Consider the following 23349-nt stretch of genomic DNA (forward strand, 5'->3'; position numbering starts at 1 on the left):
AAGGATCTTGATATTCGCAGCGGAGCGGCGAATTGGGCACCTCGCGGCGGGGTCCGCGATATCGACGCGGCCATGATGCGTGCGGCAATCGCCTCCGATCCAGAGACGCATACCATTCGCTTCCATCTGAACTGCTTTTCTTTGTCTGTAACCTCGAGCAGAATTGGAGGCACGGATCACCTTTCGCTGAAAGAAGATCCAGTGACGCGCAAGCAGCCGGCGATAGATCGCGCCTGCCGAGAACGACCGTGGCGCTCCGTCAATTTGGAGATAATTGCCGTTTAGTGTGAATATCGGGACATCTTTAGATCGATGGCCGAAAAATCCACGCTTCCTACAAGCTAACACCACCAAATTATATGTGAACAATCCACAAATATATTTATAATTCCAACATTTATACATTGAAATCTCGTAGTAATATTAGATTTCATTCGAGTAAGATAATGAACACGCTGATTTCTCACTTGTTGACGTGTCCACGAAACGCATGTTCAATAATAGGATAATTAGAAGAGTGAAGTGACAATAATATGAATAGTATGAAGAATGGAGGCGCGTTGTTGAAGAAGCTGATGGGCGTTTCCCGCATGGAGGGATCTGCGGGCGTCAGTCTCCATGGGCGGGTACTCAACGAAATTGGCCAGAGCATCGTGCGCGGCGAGTTTTTGCCGGGCGATCAATTGCCGAACGCGGACGATTGGAGCGCAGCCTATGGCGTCAGCCGCACCGTACTTCGCGAGGCGATAAAGGTTCTCGCGGGCAAGGGCATGGTGGAATCGCGCCCCAGAACCGGAACCCGCGTGCGGCAGCGCAGGGATTGGAACTTCCTTGATCCCGATGTGCTGGTGTGGCGCTATGGATCGAGGACCACGATCGAGGAGGCACGCTCCTTATTTGAGCTGCGCCGCGCGATCGAGCCGACGGCTGGAGCGTTGGCGGCCCAGCGTGCCACCGAGACGCAAATCGCCGAGTTACGGCTCTTGCTCATCGAGATGGAAAAGGCCGGCGACGATGGCGAACGTTTTGCCATACCGGACCTCGCCTTTCACCAGGCCATCCTTCGCATGTCCGGCAACGAACTCATCGGCTCCCTTGCCGCGTTGACCGAGACGGCGCTGGTCATCAGCTTCCGTCTCACCGACGACAATCCAGAGGGCCAGCGTCACTCCTTGCCATTGCACCGCAATGTGGTGGAAAGTATTGCGGCACGCGATCCGGATGCCACGAGCAATGCTCTGATCACATTGCTTGATCGAGCCGAGGAAGACGTGAAATCCGCGTTGGCGGCGCGCTCGGCGCGGAAGGGCTGAACCTGCCCTTCTGCACCGGCAGGTACGAGGTGCCCGATGCCGAGGGTATTGCAGCGCTTGCAACCATCGGCACAACCAAGAATTAACGCGTTGATGGTTCTGTACAGCCGAGTTTGCGCACGGGGAAAGCGCCATGAAAATTGCCGTGGGTGTGGCCACTAGCGGTCGCAGAACGATTTTGGCTTGTTTGATCGACCGGCTGGCGGCACAGACACGCAAGCCGGATCATCTGTATCTCAGCCCCGCCACCGGTGAAGACATCGATATGGAGCACCTGCGCTCGGCACCGTTTCCGGTGAGTATCGTATCGTCTCCAAAGGGCAGCTGCCCGCAGCGAAATGCGATTATCAACGCAGCCGCCGGTATGGATGCTCTTATCTTTTTCGACGACGACTTCTTTCCGGCTGCCAATTATCTTGCCGAAACGGAAGCGCTGCTTAAGGTCGACGAGACAATTGTCGTGGCGACCGGACACGTTATTTTCGACGGCATCCACGGGCCTGGCCTGCAGCCGGAGGAAGCGGACCGCATCATCAGGGAAGACCCGACTCCGGACCCTGCCCCGGCCATTGTCCCCGCGCATAATGCCTATGGCTGCAACATGACGTTCCGCCTGCAGCCGATCCTTGCCCACCGCATCTATTTCGACGAAGAGCTGCCGCTTTACGCCTGGCAGGAGGATGTCGATCTTTGCCGGAGGCTCTCTCCCTATGGCAAGATCGTCAGCTTCAACCGGCTGCGCGGCGTTCATCTCGGGGTCAAAGCCGGGCGCACGTCCGGCTTGCGCTTTGGATATTCGCAAATCGCCAATCCGCTCTACCTGGTCAAGAAGGGCTCGGTGTCGCTGAAATGGGCGCTGAGGCTGATGGGCGGCAATGTCGCCTCGAATATCATCGGCTCGATCAACCCGCCGCCCTATGTCGATCGCCGCGGCCGCCTTCGCGGCAATCTGATTGCGCTCAGGCATTTGCTGGTCGGGTCGCTCGACCCACGGCACATTACCCATATGTAGTATTTCACTTACATAAATGTCCGACCGACTTCGATACGTTTCTGTGCCGATCGGCCTCTATTTCGTTGCCGAACCTTTTGCCTTCTTATCCTTTGCGAGCGCGACCTCGACCGTGCGGAAAAGACCTTTCAGTTCCGGTTCCCGTACCAGACTGGCCGCGTCATTCGGGGAGAGCCACCGAAGCCGACGCTGGCCGCTTTCCGGAAACTCTGCGCTCATCGCGGCAGCTTCAAGAAGATGAACCTGCACCACCGACGGCACGGTCTCACCGGTATCAAGGGATTTGAGATAAGTGTAATAGCCGAAACTCTTCTTCCTGGCCTTTCCCTTGACCCCCGCTTCCTCCCAGGCTTCACGCTCGGCGACCTGATGCGGCAATTTCTTCTCCATGGCCCATCCCTTGGGGATGACCCACCGGCCGCTTTCGCGCGATGTGATCAGCAGGACCTCCACTTCCTCGTGGCCATCGTCCCGCCATCGGTAGCAGATTGCCGCATATTGCTCGATTGTCTGGCCGGAGAAGAGCTTATCGGCCTCGCCCGCCAGATGTCTGAGATAGGTTTTCCTTGTCATCTATCTGCTATCACGGTTGCACATCCAGCCGAACCGGGCCTGATCCATGCTCCCAAAAAACAAGTCGGAACGACCTGCCAAAATAATGGGTTCGCGAATGACCGCCATGTACGCCTCCCAAGTCTGCGCCGCCCGAGCTGAAACCGGGCATCATATTACAATCAACTCAATCTCTTTAGCCGACTATAGTTCCTCCATGTCATAGCGCTTGCGACGCGGATTGTCATATAAACGTTATGAAATATTTTTTACCATGTAATAACAAACATATAGAGGTAGAAAAATCTTGTCACAAAGAGCGCTAAATTATCCTCTTTAACGGTGTCATGGCATACAAGCAGAGCAACACGGCTCAGCCGCTGCTCAGCTTAGTACAGACGGGCAAACGAAGGGTCTGATATGGCCTGTAAAAACCGTTAGGTTCGCCGCCCAGGAAGATGATGCATCAAGGACTGGCAGGCACGCATCATGTGCGCGGTCAGAAAGTCAGCCGCCTTCTCCGCATCGCCTGTCCTACAAAGCGCCAACAACTCGCGATGCTCGCGGTCCGCTGTTTCCAGTCCGTGCGACAGGGTGAGTTGAATCCGCAAATAGCGCTCCAGCCGATCGTTGATGGACCGGATCGTGCTGACGAGATAGGGCCTTTGAGCATCCTCATAAAGACAGCTATGGAATTGCCAGTTCAATTCCGACCAGCGCGCAACATCAGCCTCCTGCGCAAATGCATCGCAGTAAGCCTCCGCCTTTTCAAAGGTCTTTTCCGTCATGAAAGGAATGGAGAGCTTGAGAGCGTTCGATTCCAGAATGGCCCTAACCTCGAAGATCTGGACGATTTCAGGCTCCGAAACGGTAGTGACAATCGCACCCTTGTTGCGATGGAACTCGACCAATCCCTCGGCCTCAAGCCTCTTCAGCGCCTCTCGAACCGGGATCTTGCTCACATTGAAGAGACGCGCGACGTCATCCTGCCGAATAGGTTCGCCTTCGTCGAGGGAACCGTCCGCGATGGAATCTCGGATGAATTTCAGGATCACATCGGACGTGCTCGGCACCTTACCCAGGTTGGGAATCTGATCAATGTTAAGCGGCATTCAGTCGTCGTTCCCGGGATAAGACGTAAGATTGGCAGAGGATTGGAGATCGCAATCCCCCCCTAAATACAGTGATCTCGTTCTGCGACGCAAGAGCGCATGCCGCCTGTGCAACCAACGGAACTATTGACATTTTCCCCCACTCAATAGCGCTTGACGCCCATAACAAATCGTATACGTTATCCGAAATTTCAAGATAACGTATACGATCTTGACGTTCAAGGGAGGAACAATAGTTGTCGGCTCTTCGGGCAGCAACCATTCGCGCCTCCCTCTCCGTATTCGAAAGGGACTGAAGCAGAAATGCGTACATCGAAAGTCGTCCATGTCGTGAGCTGTCACGCCGAGGGAGAAGTCGGCGATGTGATCGTCGGCGGGGTCGCTCCCCCTCCCGGCGCCACCGTCTGGGAACAGTCACGCTGGATTGCGCAAGACGAAACCTTGCGGAATTTCGTTCTCAACGAGCCGCGTGGCGGCGTCTTCCGGCATGTGAACCTGCTGGTTCCGCCGAAAAATCCCAAGGCGCAGATGGCCTGGATCATCATGGAGCCGGCGGATACGCCGCCCATGTCGGGATCGAACTCGATCTGCGTGTCGACCGTTCTGCTCGACACCGGCATCATTCCCATGCAGGAGCCGGTCACGCGGATGGTTCTGGAGGCGCCGGGCGGCCTGATCGACGTCGAAGCGGAATGCCGCAACGGCAAGGCTGAACGCATCCATGTGCGCAACGTACCGTCCTTTGCCGACAAGCTCGACGCCAAGCTTGAAGTGGAAGGCATCGGCACGATCACGGTGGACACGGCCTATGGCGGCGACAGCTTCGTGCTCGTCGACGCAGCGTCACTCGGCCTCACCCTGCAGCCGGATCAAGCCCGCGATATAGCGCGCCTCGGCGTGAAGATCACGCAGGCCGCCAACGAACAGCTGGGATTCAGCCACCCCGTCAACGACTGGAACCATATTTCCTTCTGCCAGATCACCGATCCTGTTCGAATGAAGGACGGCGTCCTCTGGGGGAAGAACGCCGTCGCCATTCGCCCGGGCAAGATCGACCGCTCGCCGACCGGCACCGGCTGTTCGGCCCGCATGGCCGTTCTGCATGCGAAAGGTCAGATGAAGGTCGGAGACAAATTCGTCGGCACGTCGCTCATCGACACGGAATTCCACTGCAGCATCGACGGCGCGGTCGATCTCAATGGCAAATCTGCCATCAGCCCGATCATTTCCGGGCGCGCATGGATCGTGGGTACGCACCAGCTGATGGTGGATCCTGCAGATCCGTTCCCGGCTGGATATCGACTGTCGGACACCTGGCCGATGGATCTCTGAAGGAAAAACTGCCTCATCGCTGGGAAGGCATTTGGAGGAATGCCTTCCCAGCGATTTGAAATATACGCAAATAAATTGGGAGGATAAACGTGCGTACTTTATTGAAATCGACCGTTTCGGTCGCATCTTTGCTTATTGCTCTTTCGCTGCCGGGCTTTGCCATGGCGGACGAGCCCGTCAAAGGCGGCACGCTGCGAATTCTTGCCACCGGCGAGCCTGATCACGTCGACCCGGCGCTTGCCGGCATGGTGAATACTAACAACCTGCTGCGCGCCATATCGCGGCAGCTGATCAGCTATCAGGCGTCCACCGACCCGGATGTTGCCATCAAGCCGGTCGGTGATCTGGCGACGGAAGTGCCGCAGCCGACGGATGACGGGCTGACCTATACGTTCAAGCTGCGCCAGGGCGCCATGTGGAACGCACCTTCCGGCGCGCGGCAGATTACGTCGGCGGATGTTAAACGCGGCTTCAAGCGGCTTTGCAATCCACACATGCAGGCTTCGACGCTCACCTACTTCACGGCGCTCATTTCCGGCCTGAGCGAATTCTGCGATGGCTTTGCCAAGGTTCAGCCGACCACGGCTGCCATGAAGAAGTACGCAGAAGAAAACGACATAAAGGGCATCGAAACGCCCAATGACCAGACCGTCGTTTTCCGGCTCAAGGAACGCGCCGGCGACTTCATCTACATGCTCTCGCTGCCCATGCCGGCGCCGGCGCCGGTCGAGGTACTCGACTATATTCCCGACAGCCCGGAATACCGCACGCATTTCGTCGGCAGCGGCCCTTACACGATCGGCGAATACACGCCCGACACCAGCCTGAAGCTGGTGCGCAATCCCGCCTGGAAGCCGGAAAGCGACCCGTTGCGCAAAGCCTATGTGGACGATATCGAGATCACCATGGGGCTGCAGGCCGATGCCATCATGCAGCAATTGCAGTCAGGCGACGCCGATCTCGCCTATGACATCAATGTCCCGACGGCCATTTTGGCGACCCTCGCCGCCAATGGCGACGAAAAGCTGACCGCACTATCGGCAGGCAACACCAACTTCCTGTTCATCAACACCGTCTCCGGCAACAACAAGGGCGCCTTGAAGGACATCCGCGTACGGCAGGCGCTATCATATGCCATCGACAAGGCCGCGATCGTACAGCAATGGGGCGGCTCGAAGGTGGCGGAGCCCGCCACGGGCATTTTCGGACTTGGCGTGCTCGGTCATCACAAGTTCGACCTTTATCCCTCGCCGGAATCGAAGGGCGATCCGGAAAAGGCCAAGGCCCTGTTGGCCGACGCCGGCTTCCCGAACGGCATCACGCTGAAGATGCCTTATCGTAACAAGGATCTTGAAGTGGCGACCGCCGCCACCATTCAGGCCAGCATGGCGCGAGCCGGCATCAAGCTCGAACTGGCGCCCGTGACCGCCGCCGACTACTACTCCAAATTCATGACCAATCCAGTGAACACGAAAAACGGCACCTGGGACATTGCGCCTGTGGGCTGGACTCCGGATTGGGTCGGCGGTGCCGCGCGATCGGTCTTCCAGCCGCAATTCACCTTCGACGGCACGCATCAGACCTACAACTACACAGACTACAACAACCCGAAGGCCAACGAGACTGCGGCGAAGGCAATCAACGCCACCACACCGGAGGAAACCGGAAAATTGTGGGCCAAGGTCGACGAGATGGTCATGGCCGATGCGCCGGTGGTTCCGCTGATCGCCAACAAGAACCCGCGCTATCGCAGCGAAGCGGTAAAGAACTTCCAGCCCTATGCCTTGGGTGTGGAGGGCGATTGGACGAACCTCTGGATCGAACGCTGATCCAGCACTTTCGCGCATGGCGCCGCAGCCTGGCTGCGGCGCCTGGACGCAACCCCGATTAAAAATGCGAGTTTACCCTTGACCATTCTGGAGGCAAAGGGGCTGACGGTCGATATCCCGACCGAGGATGGCGTCGTGCACGCGGTGCGCAACGTATCCTTTTCGATCAGACCCGGTTCGATTTTCGGTATTGCAGGCGAATCCGGCTCGGGAAAGAGCGTGTTGACACAGGCCGTCATGGGGCTCCTGCCCAATGCCGATATTCGTGGTGAGGTCTGGTTCGGAGGCCAGAACGTGATCGGCCTGTCGCAGTCGAACATGCGCCGCCTGCGGGGCGGACGTATCGGCATGGTGTTTCAGGATCCGTTGTCGAGCCTGCATCCCTTCTACACCATTGGCTCGCAGATTGCCGAAGTCCTGCACACGCATGAGACGATCGATCGCGAAGCCGCTCGTGCTCGCGTGATCGATATGCTCGGCAAGGTCGGCATCCCCTCGCCCGCCGAGCGTTTCGACAGCTATCCGCATCAATTTTCGGGCGGGATGCGCCAGCGCGTGATGATCGCCATGGCGCTGATCCTCAACCCCGCCCTCATCATCGCCGACGAGCCGACGACGGCGCTTGACGTCACCGTACAGACACAGATCATCGACCTGCTCGATACCATGCGGCGCGATTTCGGCACCACGATCGTCCTGATCACGCATGACCTCGGCCTGCTGTCGAGCGTCGCCGACGATGTCATGGTCATGTATGCCGGCAACCGGCTCGAATATGGTCCCGCCCGCAGCGTATTCCGCTCGCCGGCCCATCCCTATACGGCTGGATTGCTGCGATCGACGCCGGCAAACTACGAGCCCGGTGCGCAATTGGTTCCAATCAAAGGACGCCCGCCGAGCTTACTGGCGACACCTGCCGGATGCATCTTCGCACCACGCTGCAGCCAAGTGCATGCCGACTGTACGAAGCACGTTCCGCCGCTGCACGTCTATAGCGACGGCGTAGAATCCCTCTGTCTGCTGGAACCGAATGCATCGCCCCTGCCCCTCGCTGCAACGGCTGAGAAAGCCGAGCCTAAGACGATCCGCTCCGAACAGATCGCAGCGGTTGAAAATGTTCACCTCACCTATCATGTCGGCAGCTTCTTCGGGCAAAAACGCACCCTCGAAGTCCTGAAGGGTGTCGACCTTACAATAGCGCGCGGAGAAACGATCGGTCTCGTGGGCGAAAGCGGTTGCGGAAAGTCCACGCTGGCGCGCATCGTCGCCGGACTGACGCCGGCGACATCGGGTAGGATCAATGTGCTCGGCCACGATATGAGCAATCTTAAGGGTCGCGAATGGCGCGAGATGCGCCAGCAGATCCAGCTCGTCTTCCAGGACCCGTTCGGATCCCTCAATCCGCGCCGTCGGGTGGGTGCGATCATCGGCGATCCCTTCCGTCTGCACGGTGTGGCGGCAGGAGAGGAACGCCGCGAAAAGGTGCGGCATCTGATGGAGATGGTCGGCCTCAACCCCGAGCACTACAATCGCTTTCCAGCCGAATTTTCCGGCGGACAGCGCCAGAGGATCGGCATCGCGCGAGCTTTGGCGCTCAATCCGGCGCTCATCATCTGCGACGAGCCCGTCTCGGCGCTGGATGTATCGATCCAGGCGCAAGTCCTCAACCTGCTCAAGGAATTGCAACAGGAGCTGGGCTTGACCTACCTCTTCATTTCGCACGATTTGTCCGTCGTTCGCCACATCTGCGACAGGATCGCTGTCATGCAAGGCGGCAAGATCGTCGAGCTGGCCGCGGCCGAGCAGCTCTTCGTCGCACCCCAGCACCCCTATACCCGCACATTGCTATCCGCATCGAAAACGCTCTCCATCGCCGACGATGGAGGCCCCGCGCGGTCATTGATCGAGACAAGACAGGTGACAGCATGAACGACGTTGCGACATCAGATGCTTCGACGCGGACGGACGTGGTACAGCGCGGCTCGCTCGAACTGACGCTGCGCCGCCTGCGACGCGACAAGGCGAGCGTGATCGCTCTCGGCGTCATTCTGGCCGTCGTCGTGCTGGCCATCACGGCTCCCTGGATCGCCACGCTGACGGGGCATTCGCCGATCGAGCAGTTCCGCGATATCGGCCTTTCGCCGGCAGGCATTCCCGTCGGCCCAGGTGAACAATTCTGGCTCGGTACGGACCAGCTGGGCCGCGACGTCTTGGTGCGGCTCGCCTATGGCGCCCGCATTTCCCTGCTGGTGGGAGTATTTGCCTCGGTGCTGGCGTCGACGATCGCCGTGATCGTCGGCACGGCGGCGGGCTATCATGGCGGCTTTACCGATATCGTGCTCAGCCGGCTGACGGATCTCGTCATGAGCGTCCCCTTTCTGCTCTGCGCCCTTGCGCTCGTTTCGGCCTTCGGCCCCAGCCTGACGCTCAGCGTCTGCGTGATCGTCTTCTTCAGTTGGGCTCCGATGGCGCGCGTCATCCGCGGTCAGGTGATTTCGCTGCGCAAGCAGGATTTCGTTCAGGCAAGCCGCTCGCTCGGCGCTGGCCCGCTTTCGATCATGGTCGTCGATATCCTGCCCAATCTCGCTGCTCCCATCATCGTCTATACCACCATGCAGATTCCAAGCTCGATCGTCTTTGAGGCGACGCTGTCGTTTCTCGGCATGGGGATCGTGCCGCCAACGCCGAGCTGGGGCGGAATGCTGGCGGACGCCTCGTCCAACTCCCTCTACCTCGTCGCCTGGTGGCTGGTCTTCGTACCCGGCACGGCGCTTCTGCTGACGACGCTTGCTTTCAATATCCTCGGCGACGGCCTGCGCGACGCGCTCGACCCGAAGAGTGCGCGCACCGTCCGTCGTTTCAGGCTGCAATCCAAAGGAGCGTCGAAACGATGATCCGCTTTCTTACCCAGCGCCTGATCTTCGGTGCAGGCGTCCTTCTGATGCTCTCCGCCTTCGTGTTCTTCCTATTCTTCGTCGCGCCCGGCGACCCCGCCCGCATGATCGCAGGCGACAAGGCAACCGAGGCGCAACTGATACAGATCCGCAAGAATCTCGGCGTGGACCGCCCCATCGCCGTTCAGTACGGCAGTTTTCTCTCCAGGGCGATCAGCGGCGATCTCGGCTTTTCCTACCGCAACCAGCAGCCGGTCGCGCCTATCATCGTTCGGCGTATTCCAATCACTCTGTCTCTGGTTCTGGGCGGCGCGCTGCTCTGGCTCGCCATCGGCATTCCGATGGGGATCATGTCGGCACGGTTCGCCGGCAGCCTGCGCGACCGCATCGGACAGGCCTTCATCCTCGTTGGCCTGAGCTTTCCGACCTTCGTGCTTGGCATGATGTCGCTCTATCTCCTCTATTTCGTCCCCAAGCAGGCAGGATTCACCCTCTTTCCTCCCGGCGGATACAAGGCGCTGACCACCCAGCCGTTGCTTTGGGCATGGCATCTCGTCCTGCCGTGGACCACGCTCGCCTTGACGATGGCAGCGGTCTATGCCCGGCTGACGCGCGGCCAGATGCTCGACGTGATGGGCGAGGACTATATCCGCACCGCCCGCGCCAAAGGCCTCAGCGAACGGCGCGTGGTCTGGAAACATGGTCTTCGCGCGGTGCTGACGCCGCTTGTCACCCAGCTCGGAGCCGATATCGCCATGCTGCTCGGCGGTGTCATCATCATCGAGCAGGTCTACGGGCTGCAGGGCGTTGGCGCACTCGCGGTTCAGGCCGTCGCCAATCAGGATCGCCCGATCATCATCGGTGTCGTATTGCTCGGCGGCGTGTTCATCGTCATATCCAATATCGTCGTCGACCTCTTCTATGTGTTGCTCGACCCCCGCGTACGCTGAAAGAACATCATCATGATCGTTTCCGAATACACCATCCCCGGAATGCATATCCGCGATCACGTCTTCACCGTGCCGCTCGACTGGTCCGATCCATCGGGCAGGGCCATCGAGTTTTTTGCGCGCGAGGTCGTCGATCCGGTTCGCAAGACCGAAACGCTGCCGGTTCTCTGCTTCCTGCAAGGTGGTCCCGGCGGCAAATCGCCCCGCCCAACCCGCGGCGGGCCGTCATGGCTGGCCGAAGCCCTGAAGACGCATCGCGTCATTCTGCCGGACCAGCGCGGCACGGGGCGCTCGACGCCGGTCGACACGGCGACGATCGGCCAGCTCGATGGCGAGGCAGGTGCGGATTATCTTGCCTGCTTCCGCGCCGATTCCATCGTTGGGGATCTGGAGCATTTCCGCAAAACGGTGCTTGAGGGCCGGCGCTGGCAGACGCTTGGCCAGAGCTATGGCGGCTTTCTTACCCTCACCTATCTCAGCCAGGCGCCCGAGGGACTATCCGCCTGCTATATCGCCGGCGGCATTCCCAGCCTTCAGCCTGATGCCGATGAGGTCTATCGCCACACCTATCCCCGCGTGCGGGCCAAGAATGCCGCTTACTACAAGCGCTACCCCGGCGATGTCGCGCTCGTCGGCAAGATTGCAGATTTCATCGATGGCAACGACGTGCGCCTGCCCGACGGCGACCGGTTGACGGTGCGCCGCCTCCAGACCATCGGCCTCGATTTTGGCATGGCACATGGCTTCGAGAACATTCACTGGCTGGTGGACGAGGCCTTTGCGGACAGGAAGCAAGACAGGCTTTCAGACCATTTCCTGGCCTCGGTGATGAACCTGACCTCCTATCATAGCGGTCCGCTGTTTGCAGCCATCCATGAGGCGATCTATGGCGAGGGCGACGGCGCGACGGCTTGGTCCGCCGAACGGCTGCGGGCAGGCTTCCCCGAATTCGATCCTGCCGCCCGGCCTTTGCTGTTTACCGGCGAGATGATCTATCCATGGATGTTCGAGGAGATTTCCTCTCTCAAGCCGTTCAGGGCAGCAGCGGAAACGCTGGCTCAGCGGCCGCATCATAGCGCGCTCTACGATCGCGACCGCCTCGCCGCAAACGAGATCCCGGTCTCCGCGGCGATCTACCATGACGACATGTATGTCGACGCCGGCCTGTCGCTGCAAACCGCACGCGCCGTCGGCAATCTGGATTTCTGGATCACCAATGAATTCGAGCATGACGGCATTCGCCAGTCGGCATCGGTGTTTGAACGGCTCGCCGCGCTTGTCGCGCAAAAGGGCGGGCCGCTTGCGGCGGAATGATCGTGTGGGGATGACGATGAGCAATACTAAAAATGCTGGCAAGCTGGCCAATGTACGCTCCTGGCTTGCGAGGGCGAAGCTGGACGGCCTGATCGTCCCGCGAACGGACGCCCACCAAAGCGAAGTCACGGCAGAACATGACAATTGCCTGGAGTATATAAGCGGCTTCACCGGCTCCGCTGGTTTGGCGCTCGTACAGCCGGAGCAGGCGCTGATCTTCGTCGACGGACGCTATCAGGTGCAGGTGCGCAATGAGGTGGATCTATCCGCCTTTGCGGTTCATCATCTCCATGACGATCCGCTTGATCTCTGGCTGAAGCATCATGGAAAGCCGGGCTGGCGGATCGGCATTCACACCCTGCTGATCAGCGGCGCCCTCTATGAAAGGCTGCTGGCGGGATGCAAGGCGGCGGGCGTCGAACTGATCGCGCTCGACGCCGATCCGTTGGATGAAATATGGATCGACCGGCCGCCTCGTCCGGTCGGCCTCATCCGGGTAATGCCGCCTGCGGCTTCCGGCGAGACGTCTGCAAGCAAGCGCGATCGGATCGCGAGCAAACTGAAGGCGTTGGGTGCGCACCAGCTCATAGAAACCTCACCCGACAGCATTGCATGGCTCTTGAACGTGCGCGGCTCCGATGTGGCGATGGACCCCGTGCCGCATTCCTTCCTGCTGCTCGATGCTGACAATCGCGCGCAATGGTTCGTCGATCACCGCAAGCTCGGCAACGATCGGGCCGAGTTCGAATTGTCCGATGTCACGATAGCCGACCCGGAGGATTTTCTCGGTGCCGTCGGAAGGGCGTCAGCCGGGAAGACGACGCTGATCGATCCCGATTTCGCGCCGCAAGCAATCCGCGCCCGTATCAAGACGGCTGGCGGCCAAACGCTCGAGCAAACGAGCCTTCTTGCAAGCGCCAAGGCCACCAAGAATGCCACCGAACTAGAGGGGTTTCGCGCCTGCCATATCGAGGACGGGATCGCGCTCACCAATTTTCTGGCCTGGCTCGACAGCGAATGGCATCGCCGGCGAGCCGCAGACCTGCCCTTGACCGAACTGGACGCAGAAGAGCAACTGATTGCCTTTCGCGCCAAACATCCCGGCTATTTCGAACCAAGCTTCCGCACGATCTCAGCCGCCGGCGGCAATGCGGCCATGTGCCACTATCACGCCCAACCCGACACGAATGCCGCCATTGAAGAAAATAGCTTCTATCTGATCGATTCCGGCGGCCAATATGCCAATGGAACGACGGATGTGACGCGCACCGTTCTGTTCGGCGAGGCCAGCGATGAGATGCGGGAGACCTATACCGCGGTTCTGAAGGGCTTTATCGCACTGGTGACCGCGCGTTTCCCGCTTGGAACGCAGGGACATCAACTGGACGCACTGGCGCGTCGTCCTTTATGGGACATGGGGCTCGATTACGACCACGGAACGGGACATGGCGTCGGTCACAACCTGCTGATCCACGAATATCCGCACCGCTTCGCGAAGAAACCCAACCTGCACAATCTGGAACCCGGCACGATCATGACCGTCGAGCCCGGCTACTACAAAGCAGGCGTCTTCGGCATCCGGATCGAAAATCAGGTGGAGGTTGTCACCGACAAGCCGGGCTTCTGCCGCTTCGATAGTCTGACGCTGGCACCCATCGATCTCCGCATGGCCAAGTTCGATAGCCTGACGGCGGGGGAAATCGATTTTCTCGACGGGTATCACGCCGAAGTCCGCACGCGGCTTTTGGACAAGGTCGAAGAGGAGACCCGACCCTATCTCGTCTGGCACACGCGGCCGATCACCGAACGCTGAAATTCATCGTTGCCGGCCGACGCGGAGTTCATCCGCGTCGGATCAGATTCCGTTGCGATTTCGCTCAGATCCAGTCCGGCAGGCCCGAAGGAACGCGTCCGGTCACGGCTGCCTGCACGCAGTCAGCGAGGCTGCCGAAGCGTACGACCCGGCCGCTGAGGCCCGGCCCGTAATGGGCATATTTGCCCGAATTCGTCATGACCGAACGTGTTCCCGGCGGAAAGACCGGTTCCGAAATCGAGCACCAGCAGAGATCGGGCAGAACCTGCACGCCGCTCTCACGCAGCCGCGCCAGCGTACCGTCCGCCTCGGCAGCAGTGATGACGTCGCGTCCCGCCGTGACGATAACCATCACCCCAGGCAAGCGACGCCGACCCGCGAATGCGTCGGCAAGCGCGCGACATTCGTCGAGCGAGGCGTGCGGGCTGCCGATGGCGACGAGCTCCACCTCCTCCGGTCCTTCGTTCAACATCGTCCAGGCGGCAGCCATGTCCGCGCGCGTGATGGAACGACGATCGGCATCGAGATGCTCGGCACCAGCAGCCTCGGGCGTTGCGCCCTCGACATGCAGCATGGGCGCTGCGGAGGTCGTGCCGAAGGCGGCGCAGAGCGCCTTCAGATCGTCGCGGGAAGGCTTTCCGGCAGCAAGACCGCGCAGCAACGGAATACGATCCGGTGAAGCCTTGCCGGCGAGATAGCCGATCAGCGGCCAGAAGGCATCGTCACGATTTTCGGGCAGCTCGACGTCGAGGATACGGGCCGCCTTGCGATTTTCGTCGAGATAGACGCCCGAAAGCGGCGCGCGGCCCGTCAGGGCAATGCAGAGATCGAGGAAATCGGGATGCTTGGCCGTGCGTGCACCAAGCACGCTGTTTGCGAAGATGACCGCATTGGACTCTGCCCAGCCGATGGCTTCGCCGGCGCCCGGCGCGCTATCGAGCAGATAGGGCGAGCAGGTAAATGTCGGGCGACAGCCCATGCGCACATAAGCGTCCGCCAGTCGCGCGGCGGGATCGCCGAAATCATCGGGCACGCCCTGCGACTGCCAGTTGGCGCGATCGACGGAAATGGCGTTCATGGTGGTCGGCACGCGCACGCGGCCGTCGAGTTCGGCCATTTTTTCCGCGAAGGTCAGATTGGCGGGGCTTGCGTAGATACACCCGTCGATGTGGCCCTGCGTCACATCGATCAGAGAAGTGGCGCCCTGCTGCGCCGCCATGGCGGTCAATATCCGCATGGCCTGCGCAACCGCAACGCCGTCACCACCCTCAAGCATGGACCTGTCCATGTCCGTCAGCGAAAGCGCCGAGGTAGCGGGCGGGAGAAGCGGGATCGTCTGTCCATCCGCAACAATGGCTGCCGCTTCAATCGCAATGGTCTTTGCCTCGGACAGGCTGGCAAAGACATCAGGCCTAAGACGCACGACCGGCAGCTGCCGGCCGAACATCTCGGCAGCAACAAGCGCGCCGAGCGTCAGCACATCCTCTGCCTCGCAAAAGACCAGCGCAGCCGGCGCACGGCCCGTCAGCGCCAGATCGAGCAACACGCCGGAACCGGTGCAGGAGCCGCGGCTCGACGGCATCATCAGTACCGTGCCGGTCAGACATTCGCCATGCAGAGGATGATGGATGTCGATGACCCTACCGGTGGCGGGATCGACACCGCCCCAGAAGCTGAGCGCCTCTTGCGTGGCGACGACACGGCCCTCGGCCGTGCCCCCCATGATGCTGCGAGCGGGTGCCGTGTCGTTCATGTCACCAAGGTCCATATGCGAGAAGATCACGATCGCCGATGCAGGAGAAGGCGAGCAGGACCTTGCGGTTTCTGTCAGAAGCGTTGCGGCGAGAATGGCGTGAGATCGATTGCCGGCGCCCGCCCCATCAACAGATCGGCGACGAGACGCGCCGTACCCGCGGACTGGGTCAAGCCGAGATGACCGTGGCCGAAGGCATAGATCACATCAGGGGTCGCCCTCGCGCGGCCGATGGCGGGCAGACTATCGGGCAGCGACGGCCGGAAGCCCATCCACTGCACGCCGCCTTCCGGCTTGAGACCCGTCAAGAAGGTACGGGCCTTCTGCAGCATGGCCTCGGAGCGACGGAAATTCGCCGGCAGCGCCAATCCACCAAGCTCCACCGCGCCGCCGACACGAATGCCGGTCGAGAGCTTGCTGACGACGAAGCCGTGGCCGCCGAAGGTTATCTGCGTGCGCAGATCGAAGGCATCGGACGGAAGCGTCGTGTTATAGCCGCGTTCCGTTTCGAGCGGGATGCGCTCGCCGAGCGTTCTGGCAATCAGATGCGAGAAGGCCCCGGCAGCCAGGACGACCTTGCCGGCTTGGCGAAGCTTTCCATCCGTCGCGGCCACCTCGACACCACCAGGGATCGCGCGGAGCGTTGAAATCTCCGCCGTCTCGATGACACCGCCTCGGCTGCGAAAATGCGCAGCCAGCGCCAGCGTATAGAGCTTGGGATCGGCAATGGAATACCAGCCGGGCGTAAAGGTGCCGAGCACGAAGCGGGATGCCAACCCCGGCTGGATCGCCGCCATCTCCTCGGCCTTCAGATGCCGGAATTCGATCCCATGATTGCGACGAACCTCCCAGCTGGGCAGCGAAGCACGGAATTCCGCCTCGCTTTCATAGACTTGGAGATTGCCCTCCTTGCGCAGCATGGAGAGCGCATCGGTCGCGGCAAGAAAGGGCTCGAGCTCCGCCTTGGAAAGGTCCATCAAGCTTGTCTGGGCTGCCGTGGAGTGGGCAACGCGCGACGGCTGGCAGGCACGCCAGAAGCGAAACATCCAGGGCGCGATCTGAAGCGCATAGGCAGGCGGCACCGAGAGCGGCCCGAGCGGATCGAGGAGCCATTTCGGCGCCTTTTTCAGAATGCCGGGGGAGGCAAGCGGCAGGATATCCGTGAAAGCGAAGGCACCGGCATTGCCGGCGGAAGCGCCGGCGGCCGGTCCCTCGCGGTCGAGCACCACGACAGAGAGGCCGCGCGACTGAGCCGCAATCGCGGCGGAAAGGCCGACCACGCCGGCCCCGATGACGATAACCTCCGGTCTCGCCATCAACGCACGCTCGAGAGAAACTTCTGCGTTTCGGGATGCTGCGGCGCTCCGAAAATCTGCTCCGGCTTGCCGATCTCGGCCATAACGCCCTGATGGAAATAGGCGACGCGATCCGAGACATCGCGGGCAAACGCCATTTCATGCGTCACGCAGATCATGGTCATCCCCTCTTCCGCCAGCATCTTCAGCGTATCAAGCACCTCGCCGACCAGCATGGGATCGAGCGCGGACGTCACTTCGTCAAACAACATGTATTCCGGCGACATGGCAAGCGCTCTTGCGATCGCCATACGCTGCTGCTGGCCGCCCGACATGCGCGTCGGATAGACCGAGAGCTTCTCGGCAAGACCGACATGGGTGAGCTGCTTGACCGCCATCTCCTCAGCCTGCTTCCGGCTGATGCCGAGCACCTTGCGCGGTGCCAGCATCACGTTTTCAAGCACCGTGAGATGCGGGAATGCGTTCCACTGCTGGAAGACGATGCCGACCTTGCGGCGCAGCTTGTTGAGGTCGGTCGATTTTGCGTGCACTTCCGTGCCATCGATGCGGATGCGGCCGGAATCGATAGGCTCCAGACCGTTGATGCAGGTCAGAAGCGTCGACTTGCCGGAGCCGGAACCGCCGATGATGGTAACCACCTCGCCTTTGTTGACGGTGAGGTTGATCCCCTTCAGCACTTCGAGCTGACCGAAGGACTTGCGGACATTTTCGATCTCAATCATTGGGGGACCACCGTTTTTCGAGATAACCGCCGAGGCGGGCGATCGGGAAGCTGATGATGAAGTAGATCACACCGCAGACCGTCAGGATCAGCAGCGGCTCATGTAGACGGGTCACGAGGACCTGCGAGGCGCGCAGCAGCTCGATCAGACCCAGCCACAGGACAAGCGCGGAGTCCTTCATGACACCGAGCGAAAGACCGATCCACGAAGGTAGCGCGACGCGTGTGGCAAGCGGCGCCACGATGTAGCACATGTCTTGCTGCCAGCTCATGCCAAGCGAACGTGCGGCGCGGCGAGTATTGGGCGGGACGGCGCCAATGCCGCCGCGCACGATTTCAGTGCAATAGGCGGCTGTGTAGAGCGACAGCACCACGCAGGACGTGGTGAATGGCGCCCAGCCGAGCTTCAAGATCGCCTGTAGCGCATTGCCGAGAACCAGCTGAATGAGCAGCGGCACCGAACGGAACACGTCGAGCGCGAAGGTCAGCGGCGCCGACCAGATGGGACCGGCCTGGACACGGATCACCCCGAAGACGATCCCGAAGATCGTGCCCACCGCAACGGACACACCGGTGACCAGGAGCGTCATCCAGGCGCCTTTGGCCAGGAAGAGGAGGTCATTCCAGGTGAGTGCAGTATCGAACATCTCTCACCTCTCTCAGTTGCGGAACATGCGCCAGGCCGCGAGCCGGGCGACGAGCGTGACGAGCTTGGCGATCAGGTAGTAGATCACGGCGGCCAGCGCGAAGAATTCGAAGGTGCGGAACGAACGTGCATTCAGTTCCTGCGTGATACCTGCAAGGTCCGTGTTCATGCCGACGGTTACACCGAGCGAGGTCATCAGAATTGCCCAGACCATCTGGTTGGTGACGGGCAGGAAGGCGATGCGAAGCATCTGCGGCATGACGATCAGCCGGAAGGCTTTCAGCGAGGTCATGCCGAGAGACCGTCCGGCGCGCGTCTGCGTATCGGGGATTGCCTTGAGCGCACCGCGGAAATTCTCGGCGAGATATCCGGCATTGTTGAAGGCGATGCCGACCAGCAGCGCCATATACGGGCTGAGGTGAATACCGAAATTGCCAAGCCCGAAATGAGCCATGTAAATCTGGAAGAGCGCCGGTGTATTGCGGGCGACTTCCACCCAGGTCGAAGCGATACCGGTCAGCAGTCGGCTGCCGGAAAGCCTGAAGAGCGTAAGCGCTATGGCGCAGGCAAGGCCGATCGCCATCGACAGGATCGCGATCTGCAGGGTTACGACCGCGCCGTCCAGCAGCTGCGGCAATACCTTGAAGGCCTGGTTCCAGTGGAAGGTGTAGCTGAACATGAACGTCCACCTCTCGGAAGGTCAAACGGCGCGGCCATCGTGGCCACGCCGTCGTTAAAAGCGATCCGATTAGCGATAGACGCTGTTCACCGTCAGCGACGGCAGGGCGCCGCCGACCCACTTCTCGTAGAGTTCGGCGTAACGGCCCGTGCGGACCTGCTGATTGATGAACAGATTGAGGTAGTTGATGAGGCCGTATTCTTCGCGATTGGCGAAGAGGGAGACATAGTCCGTCTGGAACGGCGCCTTGCCAACCACGGAGATACCGGCGAACTTGCCGGACTTCACAGTTGCCTGGGCAACGGTCGAGGTGGAAACGGTCGCGTCGATCTGGCCCTGGCTCAGCGCCAGGAAGACGTCGGCCTGCGTCTGATAGGGGCGGAATTCACCGCTACCCCAAGCCTTGACCTGCTTTTCGAGGGCGATCGCCTCGAATGTGCCGGCGGTCGCACCGACGGTCTTACCCTTCATGCCCTCGAAGGACTTGATACCCGACTTGTCGTTGGACGTGACGGCCATTTCGAAGGCGAAATAGGGAACGCTCATGCCGACGGTCTTGGCACGCTCCAGCGTGTCCGAAGTCGAAGCAACGCCGATATCAACGCGACCGGACATCAGGGCCGGAATGCGCTCGGGGAACGGCGTTTCGACGATCTCTGCGGTAACGCCGAGCGCCTTGGCGAGATCGTTGCAATAGTCGACGTCGAAGCCAATCGGATTGTTGTTTGCGTCGCGCGAGCCCATGGGCGGGAAATCGAGCACGACGGCGCAGCGCAGCGTTCCCGAGGAAATGATGTCGTCCAGCTTATCGGCCTTGGCCGGCGAGATGGCGGAAGCGGCGGCCAGAAGGCCGAATGCGATGACCATTTTTTTCATTAGATTCTGCTCTCCCAGTTGGTCGGCCATTTGCGGCCGCCATCAATTAACTCTTTTTGTGATCGTAAATCAAATTTAAAATACAAATAGTATACAAAAAGAATTTCATGGTGGAAAAGTGATTACCGGACAACGGTTTGCAGTTCTCAACACATGTGGAAACATAGCCGCTGCCGGGTCGCCAACTCGCAGTTGGCGACTTTCGAGCGCGATATCGGCGTCGCCTCTAGAAGAGGATCAATCCGCAAGATCCTCGGGAAGCAGGCCGGTCGGCAGGTTTTGATAGGACACCGGACGCAGGAATCGCCGGATCGACATCGTCCCGACACTAGTCGCACCGAAGTTGGTCGATGCGGGATAAGGACCGCCGTGCACCATCGAATCCACCACCTCGACACCCGTCGGGAAGCCATTGACCAAGACACGCCCGGCTTTGCGCTCCAGCACCGGCAGAAGGCGACGGGCCACAGCAATATCGTCGGCGTCCATATGCAGGGTCGCGGTCAGCTGCCCTGCGAAACTGCGGGCGAGGCTTTCCATTTCATCGAGTGAACCGACGCGGACCACAAGCCCGAGTGGACCGAACACTTCTTCACCCAGCAAATGATCTGCCAGGAAGGCCGCGCCCGTCGTCTCGAACAGGTTGGGGCTGGCGTTGCGGCCGGATTGTTCGTTGACCAGAAGGGGCTCGACCCCTTGCCGGGAAATGAAACGCTGCTGGCCATCGCGATAGGCCTTGGCGATGCCGTCGGTCAGCATGGTTTGCGGCGCCATTCCAGCAAGGGCCTCGACGGTCGCCTTCACGAAGCGATCGGCATCAGGACCATCCAGCACCACCGCTATACCGGGATTGGTGCAGAACTGGCCGGCACCCATCGCGAGCGAACCTGCCCAACCCTGCCCCATGGCCTCGGCCCGCCCCTGCATGGCATGCGGAAGCACGAACATCGGGTTCACCGAACCGAGTTCGCCGAAGAAGGGAATTGGCTCCGGACGCGCAGCGCACAGATCGAACAGAGCGCGGCCGCCGGCCAGCGAGCCGGTGAACCCCACTGCCTTGATCATCGGATGCCGGACGAGAGCATATCCAACTTCACGGCTGCCACCCTGGATCAGCGAGAAGACCCCGGGATGCATGCCGGTCTTGCGGATGGCAGCATTGATCGCCTCGGCAACGATCTCGCCGGTACCGGGATGGGCGGAGTGGCCCTTGACCACGACCGGGCAACCGGCTGCAAGTGCCGCTGCCGTATCGCCACCTGCTGTCGAGAAAGCGAGCGGAAAGTTGGAAGCACCGAAAACCGCGACCGGGCCGATGGGGCGCTGAAGCAGGCGGATTTCCGGTCGCGGCGCCGGCTTGCGATCCGGCAACGCAGCGTCAAAGCGCCGATCGAGATAGTCGCCCTTTTCGATATGATCGGCAAACAGGCGAAGCTGGCTGACCGTCCGGCCACGCTCGCCTTCGAGCCGCGCCTCGGGCAGCCCGGTTTCCTGGCTGCCGATCATGGTGATGCCGGCGGCACGCGCCTCGATCTCCTCGGCAATCGCCCGCAGGAAAGCGGCGCGTGTGCTGCGTGAGGAATAGCCATAGCTCCAGAAGGCGTCTTCCGCCGCCTCGCATGCGCGGGCGACCAGCTCGACCGTGCCGATGGAGAAATTATGGGCTTGGCCATGCGCAGGTGCAGAGGGAAAATGCCCAGTGCCTTCAAGCCATTCGCCGGCGATCAGATGCTTTCCGTGAGGGGTGAATTCCATCGCTCTTCCCTTTCCTTCGCGACAGCGTCACAAACGCTACGCAGCATTTTCTGTTTACATGTCGATTTTTTGTATACTTTATGTATTTAAAAATTCAACCTCTATAGTGAGAGCAACGGAACACAGGAGAATCAGATGAGCGACGTCACCACCCTGACACCCGACGCACTTCATAGCCGCGTCTTGGCGATCCTCTCGAAGGCTGGCCTCAACACGCTGCAGGCCGCGGCGATCGCGCGTGTCATCGTCGCCGGCGAACGCGACGCCTGCAAGTCGCACGGAATCTACCGCATCGAAGGCGTATTGCGCGCCGTCAAGGCAGGAAAGGCGCGTCCGGATGCCGTGCCGGTACTGGAACAAAACGATGCTTCCGCCATCGTCAAGGTGGATGCCAAGAGCGGCTTTTCCAACGCCGCCTTCGAACTCGGCGTGCCCGTTCTCGCCGAGCGGGCTCGCCGCTTCGGCATTGCCGCACTCGCCATCAACGACTGCACGCATTTCGCCGCCCTCTGGCCGGAAGTCGAGGCTCTGACGGATCGCGGCCTTGCCGCCTTCGCCATGTGCCCGAGCTATTCCACGGTCGCGCCCGCCGGCGGCACTGCACCGCTCCTTGGTACGAACCCCTTCGCTTTCGGCTGGCCGCGCCTCGACAACCCGCCTTACGTCTTCGATTTCGCGACCTCGGTTGCTGCGCGCGGCGAAATCGAGCTGCATCGCCGGGCCGGCAAGCCTTTACCTGATGGTTGGGCCATAGACGCCAGCGGCCAGCCGACGACGGATCCGGAAGCCGCGCTCGCCGGCGCGATGCTGCCTTTCGGTGGGCACAAGGGTTCGGCCATCGGCACGATGATCGAGCTTCTGGCCGGCGTCATGATCGGTGACTTCACCAGTCGGGAGGCACTCGACTATCTTGGCTCGACCGCCTTTGCTCCGCGCCACGGCGAACTCATCGTCGCCTTCTCGCCTGAGGCTTTCTCCGCCGGCCGGCCCGGCAATCCGCTTGTTCGCGCCGAGGATCTGTTCGAGGCGATTGCCGGCCAAGGCGCCCGCCTTCCCTCGCAGCGCCGCTTCGCTGCCCGCGCTCGCGCGGAGAAGGACGGTATCCCGCTGACCGCAGAGGAAATCCGCCAGCTCGACCACCTGCTGGAACACGGCCTCGACGCCGTGGCCTGAGCGACACGCCGACGCGCGAAGCAAAACCAGCACAGACATAGAAAAGGCCCCCGAGGGGGCCCAGACCGCTGACAAACCCCGTCATTTTTTGGCGGGGTTTTATTTTGTGTTGAGTTTCGAGGTTGACTGGATGTTTTGAACGGGCCGTTCAGATTCCCTCTGCTTATGCGGGGCTCGGTTGGCTGGCCTTGGTGAGGGCCATTGCGATCTTCTTGATGTTCTGGGCGGCTGCGGCCATCAGGCACTGGCATTGGACCCGGATGAGACTTCGGAACCGCGCGTAGCGATGACCATGCAACTGTTTGGCGT

Annotated in this window: 20 protein-coding genes; 10 read left to right on the forward strand and 10 right to left on the reverse strand. The window is 60.6% G+C overall.

The genetic code is table 11. The features are described 5' to 3' along the window. Positions 1-533: 533 nt before the first annotated feature. Positions 534-1313: a FadR/GntR family transcriptional regulator gene (locus tag QD409_RS25730; RefSeq protein ID WP_430764014.1), complete on the forward strand. Its 780-nt coding sequence runs from the start codon at positions 534-536 to the stop codon at positions 1311-1313. A 133-nt stretch (positions 1314-1446) separates the two neighbouring features. Then, the gene (locus QD409_RS25735; RefSeq protein ID WP_430764015.1) at positions 1447-2325 is read left to right on the forward strand and encodes a glycosyltransferase family 2 protein; all 879 of its coding nucleotides are present in this window, start codon (positions 1447-1449) and stop codon (positions 2323-2325) included. A gap of 57 nt (positions 2326-2382) precedes the next feature. Here QD409_RS25735 and QD409_RS25740 read toward each other — a convergent pair whose 3' ends face one another. Together QD409_RS25740 and QD409_RS25745 are read right to left on the reverse strand one after the other, a co-directional pair. Continuing rightward, the gene (locus QD409_RS25740) at positions 2383-2898 is read right to left on the reverse strand and encodes an NUDIX hydrolase (protein WP_430764016.1); all 516 of its coding nucleotides are present in this window, start codon (positions 2896-2898) and stop codon (positions 2383-2385) included. A gap of 416 nt (positions 2899-3314) precedes the next feature. Continuing rightward, positions 3315-3989, reverse strand: a complete 675-nt coding sequence (locus tag QD409_RS25745) for a GntR family transcriptional regulator (protein WP_430764017.1) — start codon at positions 3987-3989, stop codon at positions 3315-3317. A 303-nt stretch (positions 3990-4292) separates the two neighbouring features. Between QD409_RS25745 and QD409_RS25750 the strand changes: the two genes are divergently transcribed. From QD409_RS25750 to QD409_RS25780, 7 genes are all read left to right on the forward strand, one after another. Beyond that, the gene (locus tag QD409_RS25750) at positions 4293-5321 is read left to right on the forward strand and encodes a trans-3-hydroxy-L-proline dehydratase (RefSeq protein WP_092855720.1); all 1029 of its coding nucleotides are present in this window, start codon (positions 4293-4295) and stop codon (positions 5319-5321) included. 89 nt (positions 5322-5410) lie between these two features. Further along, positions 5411-7150 (forward strand): ABC transporter substrate-binding protein, encoded by a 1740-nt coding sequence (locus tag QD409_RS25755; protein ID WP_430764018.1) that lies wholly within the window; start codon positions 5411-5413, stop codon positions 7148-7150. 78 nt (positions 7151-7228) lie between these two features. Further along, the gene (locus QD409_RS25760; protein ID WP_430764019.1) at positions 7229-9079 is read left to right on the forward strand and encodes an ABC transporter ATP-binding protein; all 1851 of its coding nucleotides are present in this window, start codon (positions 7229-7231) and stop codon (positions 9077-9079) included. Beyond that, positions 9076-10044, forward strand: coding sequence for an ABC transporter permease (locus QD409_RS25765; protein ID WP_430764020.1), 969 nt, complete (start codon positions 9076-9078; stop codon positions 10042-10044). The genes QD409_RS25760 and QD409_RS25765 overlap by 4 nt, the downstream gene beginning before the upstream one ends. Beyond that, on the forward strand, positions 10041-10994 hold the full coding sequence (locus QD409_RS25770; RefSeq protein ID WP_430764021.1) for an ABC transporter permease: 954 nt from the start codon (positions 10041-10043) through the stop codon (positions 10992-10994). The genes QD409_RS25765 and QD409_RS25770 overlap by 4 nt, the downstream gene beginning before the upstream one ends. A 12-nt stretch (positions 10995-11006) precedes the next feature. Continuing rightward, a complete protein-coding gene (locus QD409_RS25775; protein ID WP_430764022.1) occupies positions 11007-12308 on the forward strand; it encodes an alpha/beta fold hydrolase in 1302 nt (433 codons plus the stop codon). Positions 12309-12324: 16 nt separating this feature from the next. Beyond that, positions 12325-14121 carry an aminopeptidase P family protein gene (locus QD409_RS25780; protein WP_430764023.1) on the forward strand — a complete coding sequence of 599 codons (1797 nt, stop codon included), beginning with the start codon at positions 12325-12327 and terminating at the stop codon, positions 14119-14121. 64 nt (positions 14122-14185) lie between these two features. On the opposite strand, the gene QD409_RS25785 is transcribed toward QD409_RS25780, so the two are convergent. The 7 genes from QD409_RS25785 to QD409_RS25815 form a co-directional block, all read right to left on the reverse strand. After that, complete coding sequence (locus QD409_RS25785) at positions 14186-15874, reverse strand: aconitase X (RefSeq protein ID WP_430764024.1); 1689 nt, start codon at positions 15872-15874, stop codon at positions 14186-14188. Positions 15875-15948: 74 nt separating this feature from the next. After that, entirely contained in the window at positions 15949-17190 is a 1242-nt protein-coding gene (locus QD409_RS25790; protein ID WP_430764025.1) for an NAD(P)/FAD-dependent oxidoreductase, read from the reverse strand. Beyond that, positions 17190-17912: an amino acid ABC transporter ATP-binding protein gene (locus QD409_RS25795; RefSeq protein ID WP_092855708.1), complete on the reverse strand. Its 723-nt coding sequence runs from the start codon at positions 17910-17912 to the stop codon at positions 17190-17192. Before QD409_RS25795 ends, QD409_RS25790 begins: the two co-directional genes overlap by 1 nt. Beyond that, on the reverse strand, positions 17905-18558 hold the full coding sequence (locus tag QD409_RS25800) for an amino acid ABC transporter permease (protein ID WP_430764026.1): 654 nt from the start codon (positions 18556-18558) through the stop codon (positions 17905-17907). Before QD409_RS25800 ends, QD409_RS25795 begins: the two co-directional genes overlap by 8 nt. Before the next feature lie 12 nt (positions 18559-18570). Further along, complete coding sequence (locus QD409_RS25805) at positions 18571-19236, reverse strand: amino acid ABC transporter permease (protein ID WP_430764027.1); 666 nt, start codon at positions 19234-19236, stop codon at positions 18571-18573. Between the two features lie 69 nt (positions 19237-19305). After that, the gene (locus QD409_RS25810; RefSeq protein WP_430764028.1) at positions 19306-20112 is read right to left on the reverse strand and encodes a transporter substrate-binding domain-containing protein; all 807 of its coding nucleotides are present in this window, start codon (positions 20110-20112) and stop codon (positions 19306-19308) included. Positions 20113-20349: 237 nt separating this feature from the next. Beyond that, positions 20350-21867, reverse strand: a complete 1518-nt coding sequence (locus QD409_RS25815) for an aldehyde dehydrogenase (NADP(+)) (protein ID WP_430764029.1) — start codon at positions 21865-21867, stop codon at positions 20350-20352. A gap of 135 nt (positions 21868-22002) precedes the next feature. Here QD409_RS25815 and QD409_RS25820 point away from each other — a divergent pair, with 135 nt between their 5' ends. After that, positions 22003-23040 (forward strand): Ldh family oxidoreductase, encoded by a 1038-nt coding sequence (locus QD409_RS25820; protein WP_430764030.1) that lies wholly within the window; start codon positions 22003-22005, stop codon positions 23038-23040. A gap of 163 nt (positions 23041-23203) precedes the next feature. Here QD409_RS25820 and QD409_RS25825 read toward each other — a convergent pair. Next, on the reverse strand, positions 23204-23349 hold a 146-nt coding region (locus QD409_RS25825), incomplete at its 5' end, for a transposase (RefSeq protein ID WP_430764033.1).

It is taken from the genome of Rhizobium sp. BR 315, assembly GCF_050577975.1.
Lineage (GTDB): Bacteria > Pseudomonadota > Alphaproteobacteria > Rhizobiales > Rhizobiaceae > Rhizobium > Rhizobium miluonense.

Coding starts and splice junctions, on each gene's coding strand:
- QD409_RS25730 (WP_430764014.1), top strand. CDS start 534: ATGAATAGTATGAAGAATGGAGGCGCGTTGTTGAAGAAGCTGATGGGC.
- QD409_RS25735 (WP_430764015.1), top strand. CDS start 1,447: ATGAAAATTGCCGTGGGTGTGGCCACTAGCGGTCGCAGAACGATTTTG.
- QD409_RS25740 (WP_430764016.1), bottom strand. CDS start 2,898: ATGACAAGGAAAACCTATCTCAGACATCTGGCGGGCGAGGCCGATAAG.
- QD409_RS25745 (WP_430764017.1), bottom strand. CDS start 3,989: ATGCCGCTTAACATTGATCAGATTCCCAACCTGGGTAAGGTGCCGAGC.
- QD409_RS25750 (WP_092855720.1), top strand. CDS start 4,293: ATGCGTACATCGAAAGTCGTCCATGTCGTGAGCTGTCACGCCGAGGGA.
- QD409_RS25765 (WP_430764020.1), top strand. CDS start 9,076: ATGAACGACGTTGCGACATCAGATGCTTCGACGCGGACGGACGTGGTA.
- QD409_RS25770 (WP_430764021.1), top strand. CDS start 10,041: ATGATCCGCTTTCTTACCCAGCGCCTGATCTTCGGTGCAGGCGTCCTT.
- QD409_RS25775 (WP_430764022.1), top strand. CDS start 11,007: ATGATCGTTTCCGAATACACCATCCCCGGAATGCATATCCGCGATCAC.
- QD409_RS25780 (WP_430764023.1), top strand. CDS start 12,325: ATGAGCAATACTAAAAATGCTGGCAAGCTGGCCAATGTACGCTCCTGG.
- QD409_RS25785 (WP_430764024.1), bottom strand. CDS start 15,874: ATGAACGACACGGCACCCGCTCGCAGCATCATGGGGGGCACGGCCGAG.
- QD409_RS25790 (WP_430764025.1), bottom strand. CDS start 17,190: ATGGCGAGACCGGAGGTTATCGTCATCGGGGCCGGCGTGGTCGGCCTT.
- QD409_RS25795 (WP_092855708.1), bottom strand. CDS start 17,912: ATGATTGAGATCGAAAATGTCCGCAAGTCCTTCGGTCAGCTCGAAGTG.
- QD409_RS25800 (WP_430764026.1), bottom strand. CDS start 18,558: ATGTTCGATACTGCACTCACCTGGAATGACCTCCTCTTCCTGGCCAAA.
- QD409_RS25805 (WP_430764027.1), bottom strand. CDS start 19,236: ATGTTCAGCTACACCTTCCACTGGAACCAGGCCTTCAAGGTATTGCCG.
- QD409_RS25810 (WP_430764028.1), bottom strand. CDS start 20,112: ATGAAAAAAATGGTCATCGCATTCGGCCTTCTGGCCGCCGCTTCCGCC.
- QD409_RS25815 (WP_430764029.1), bottom strand. CDS start 21,867: ATGGAATTCACCCCTCACGGAAAGCATCTGATCGCCGGCGAATGGCTT.
- QD409_RS25820 (WP_430764030.1), top strand. CDS start 22,003: ATGAGCGACGTCACCACCCTGACACCCGACGCACTTCATAGCCGCGTC.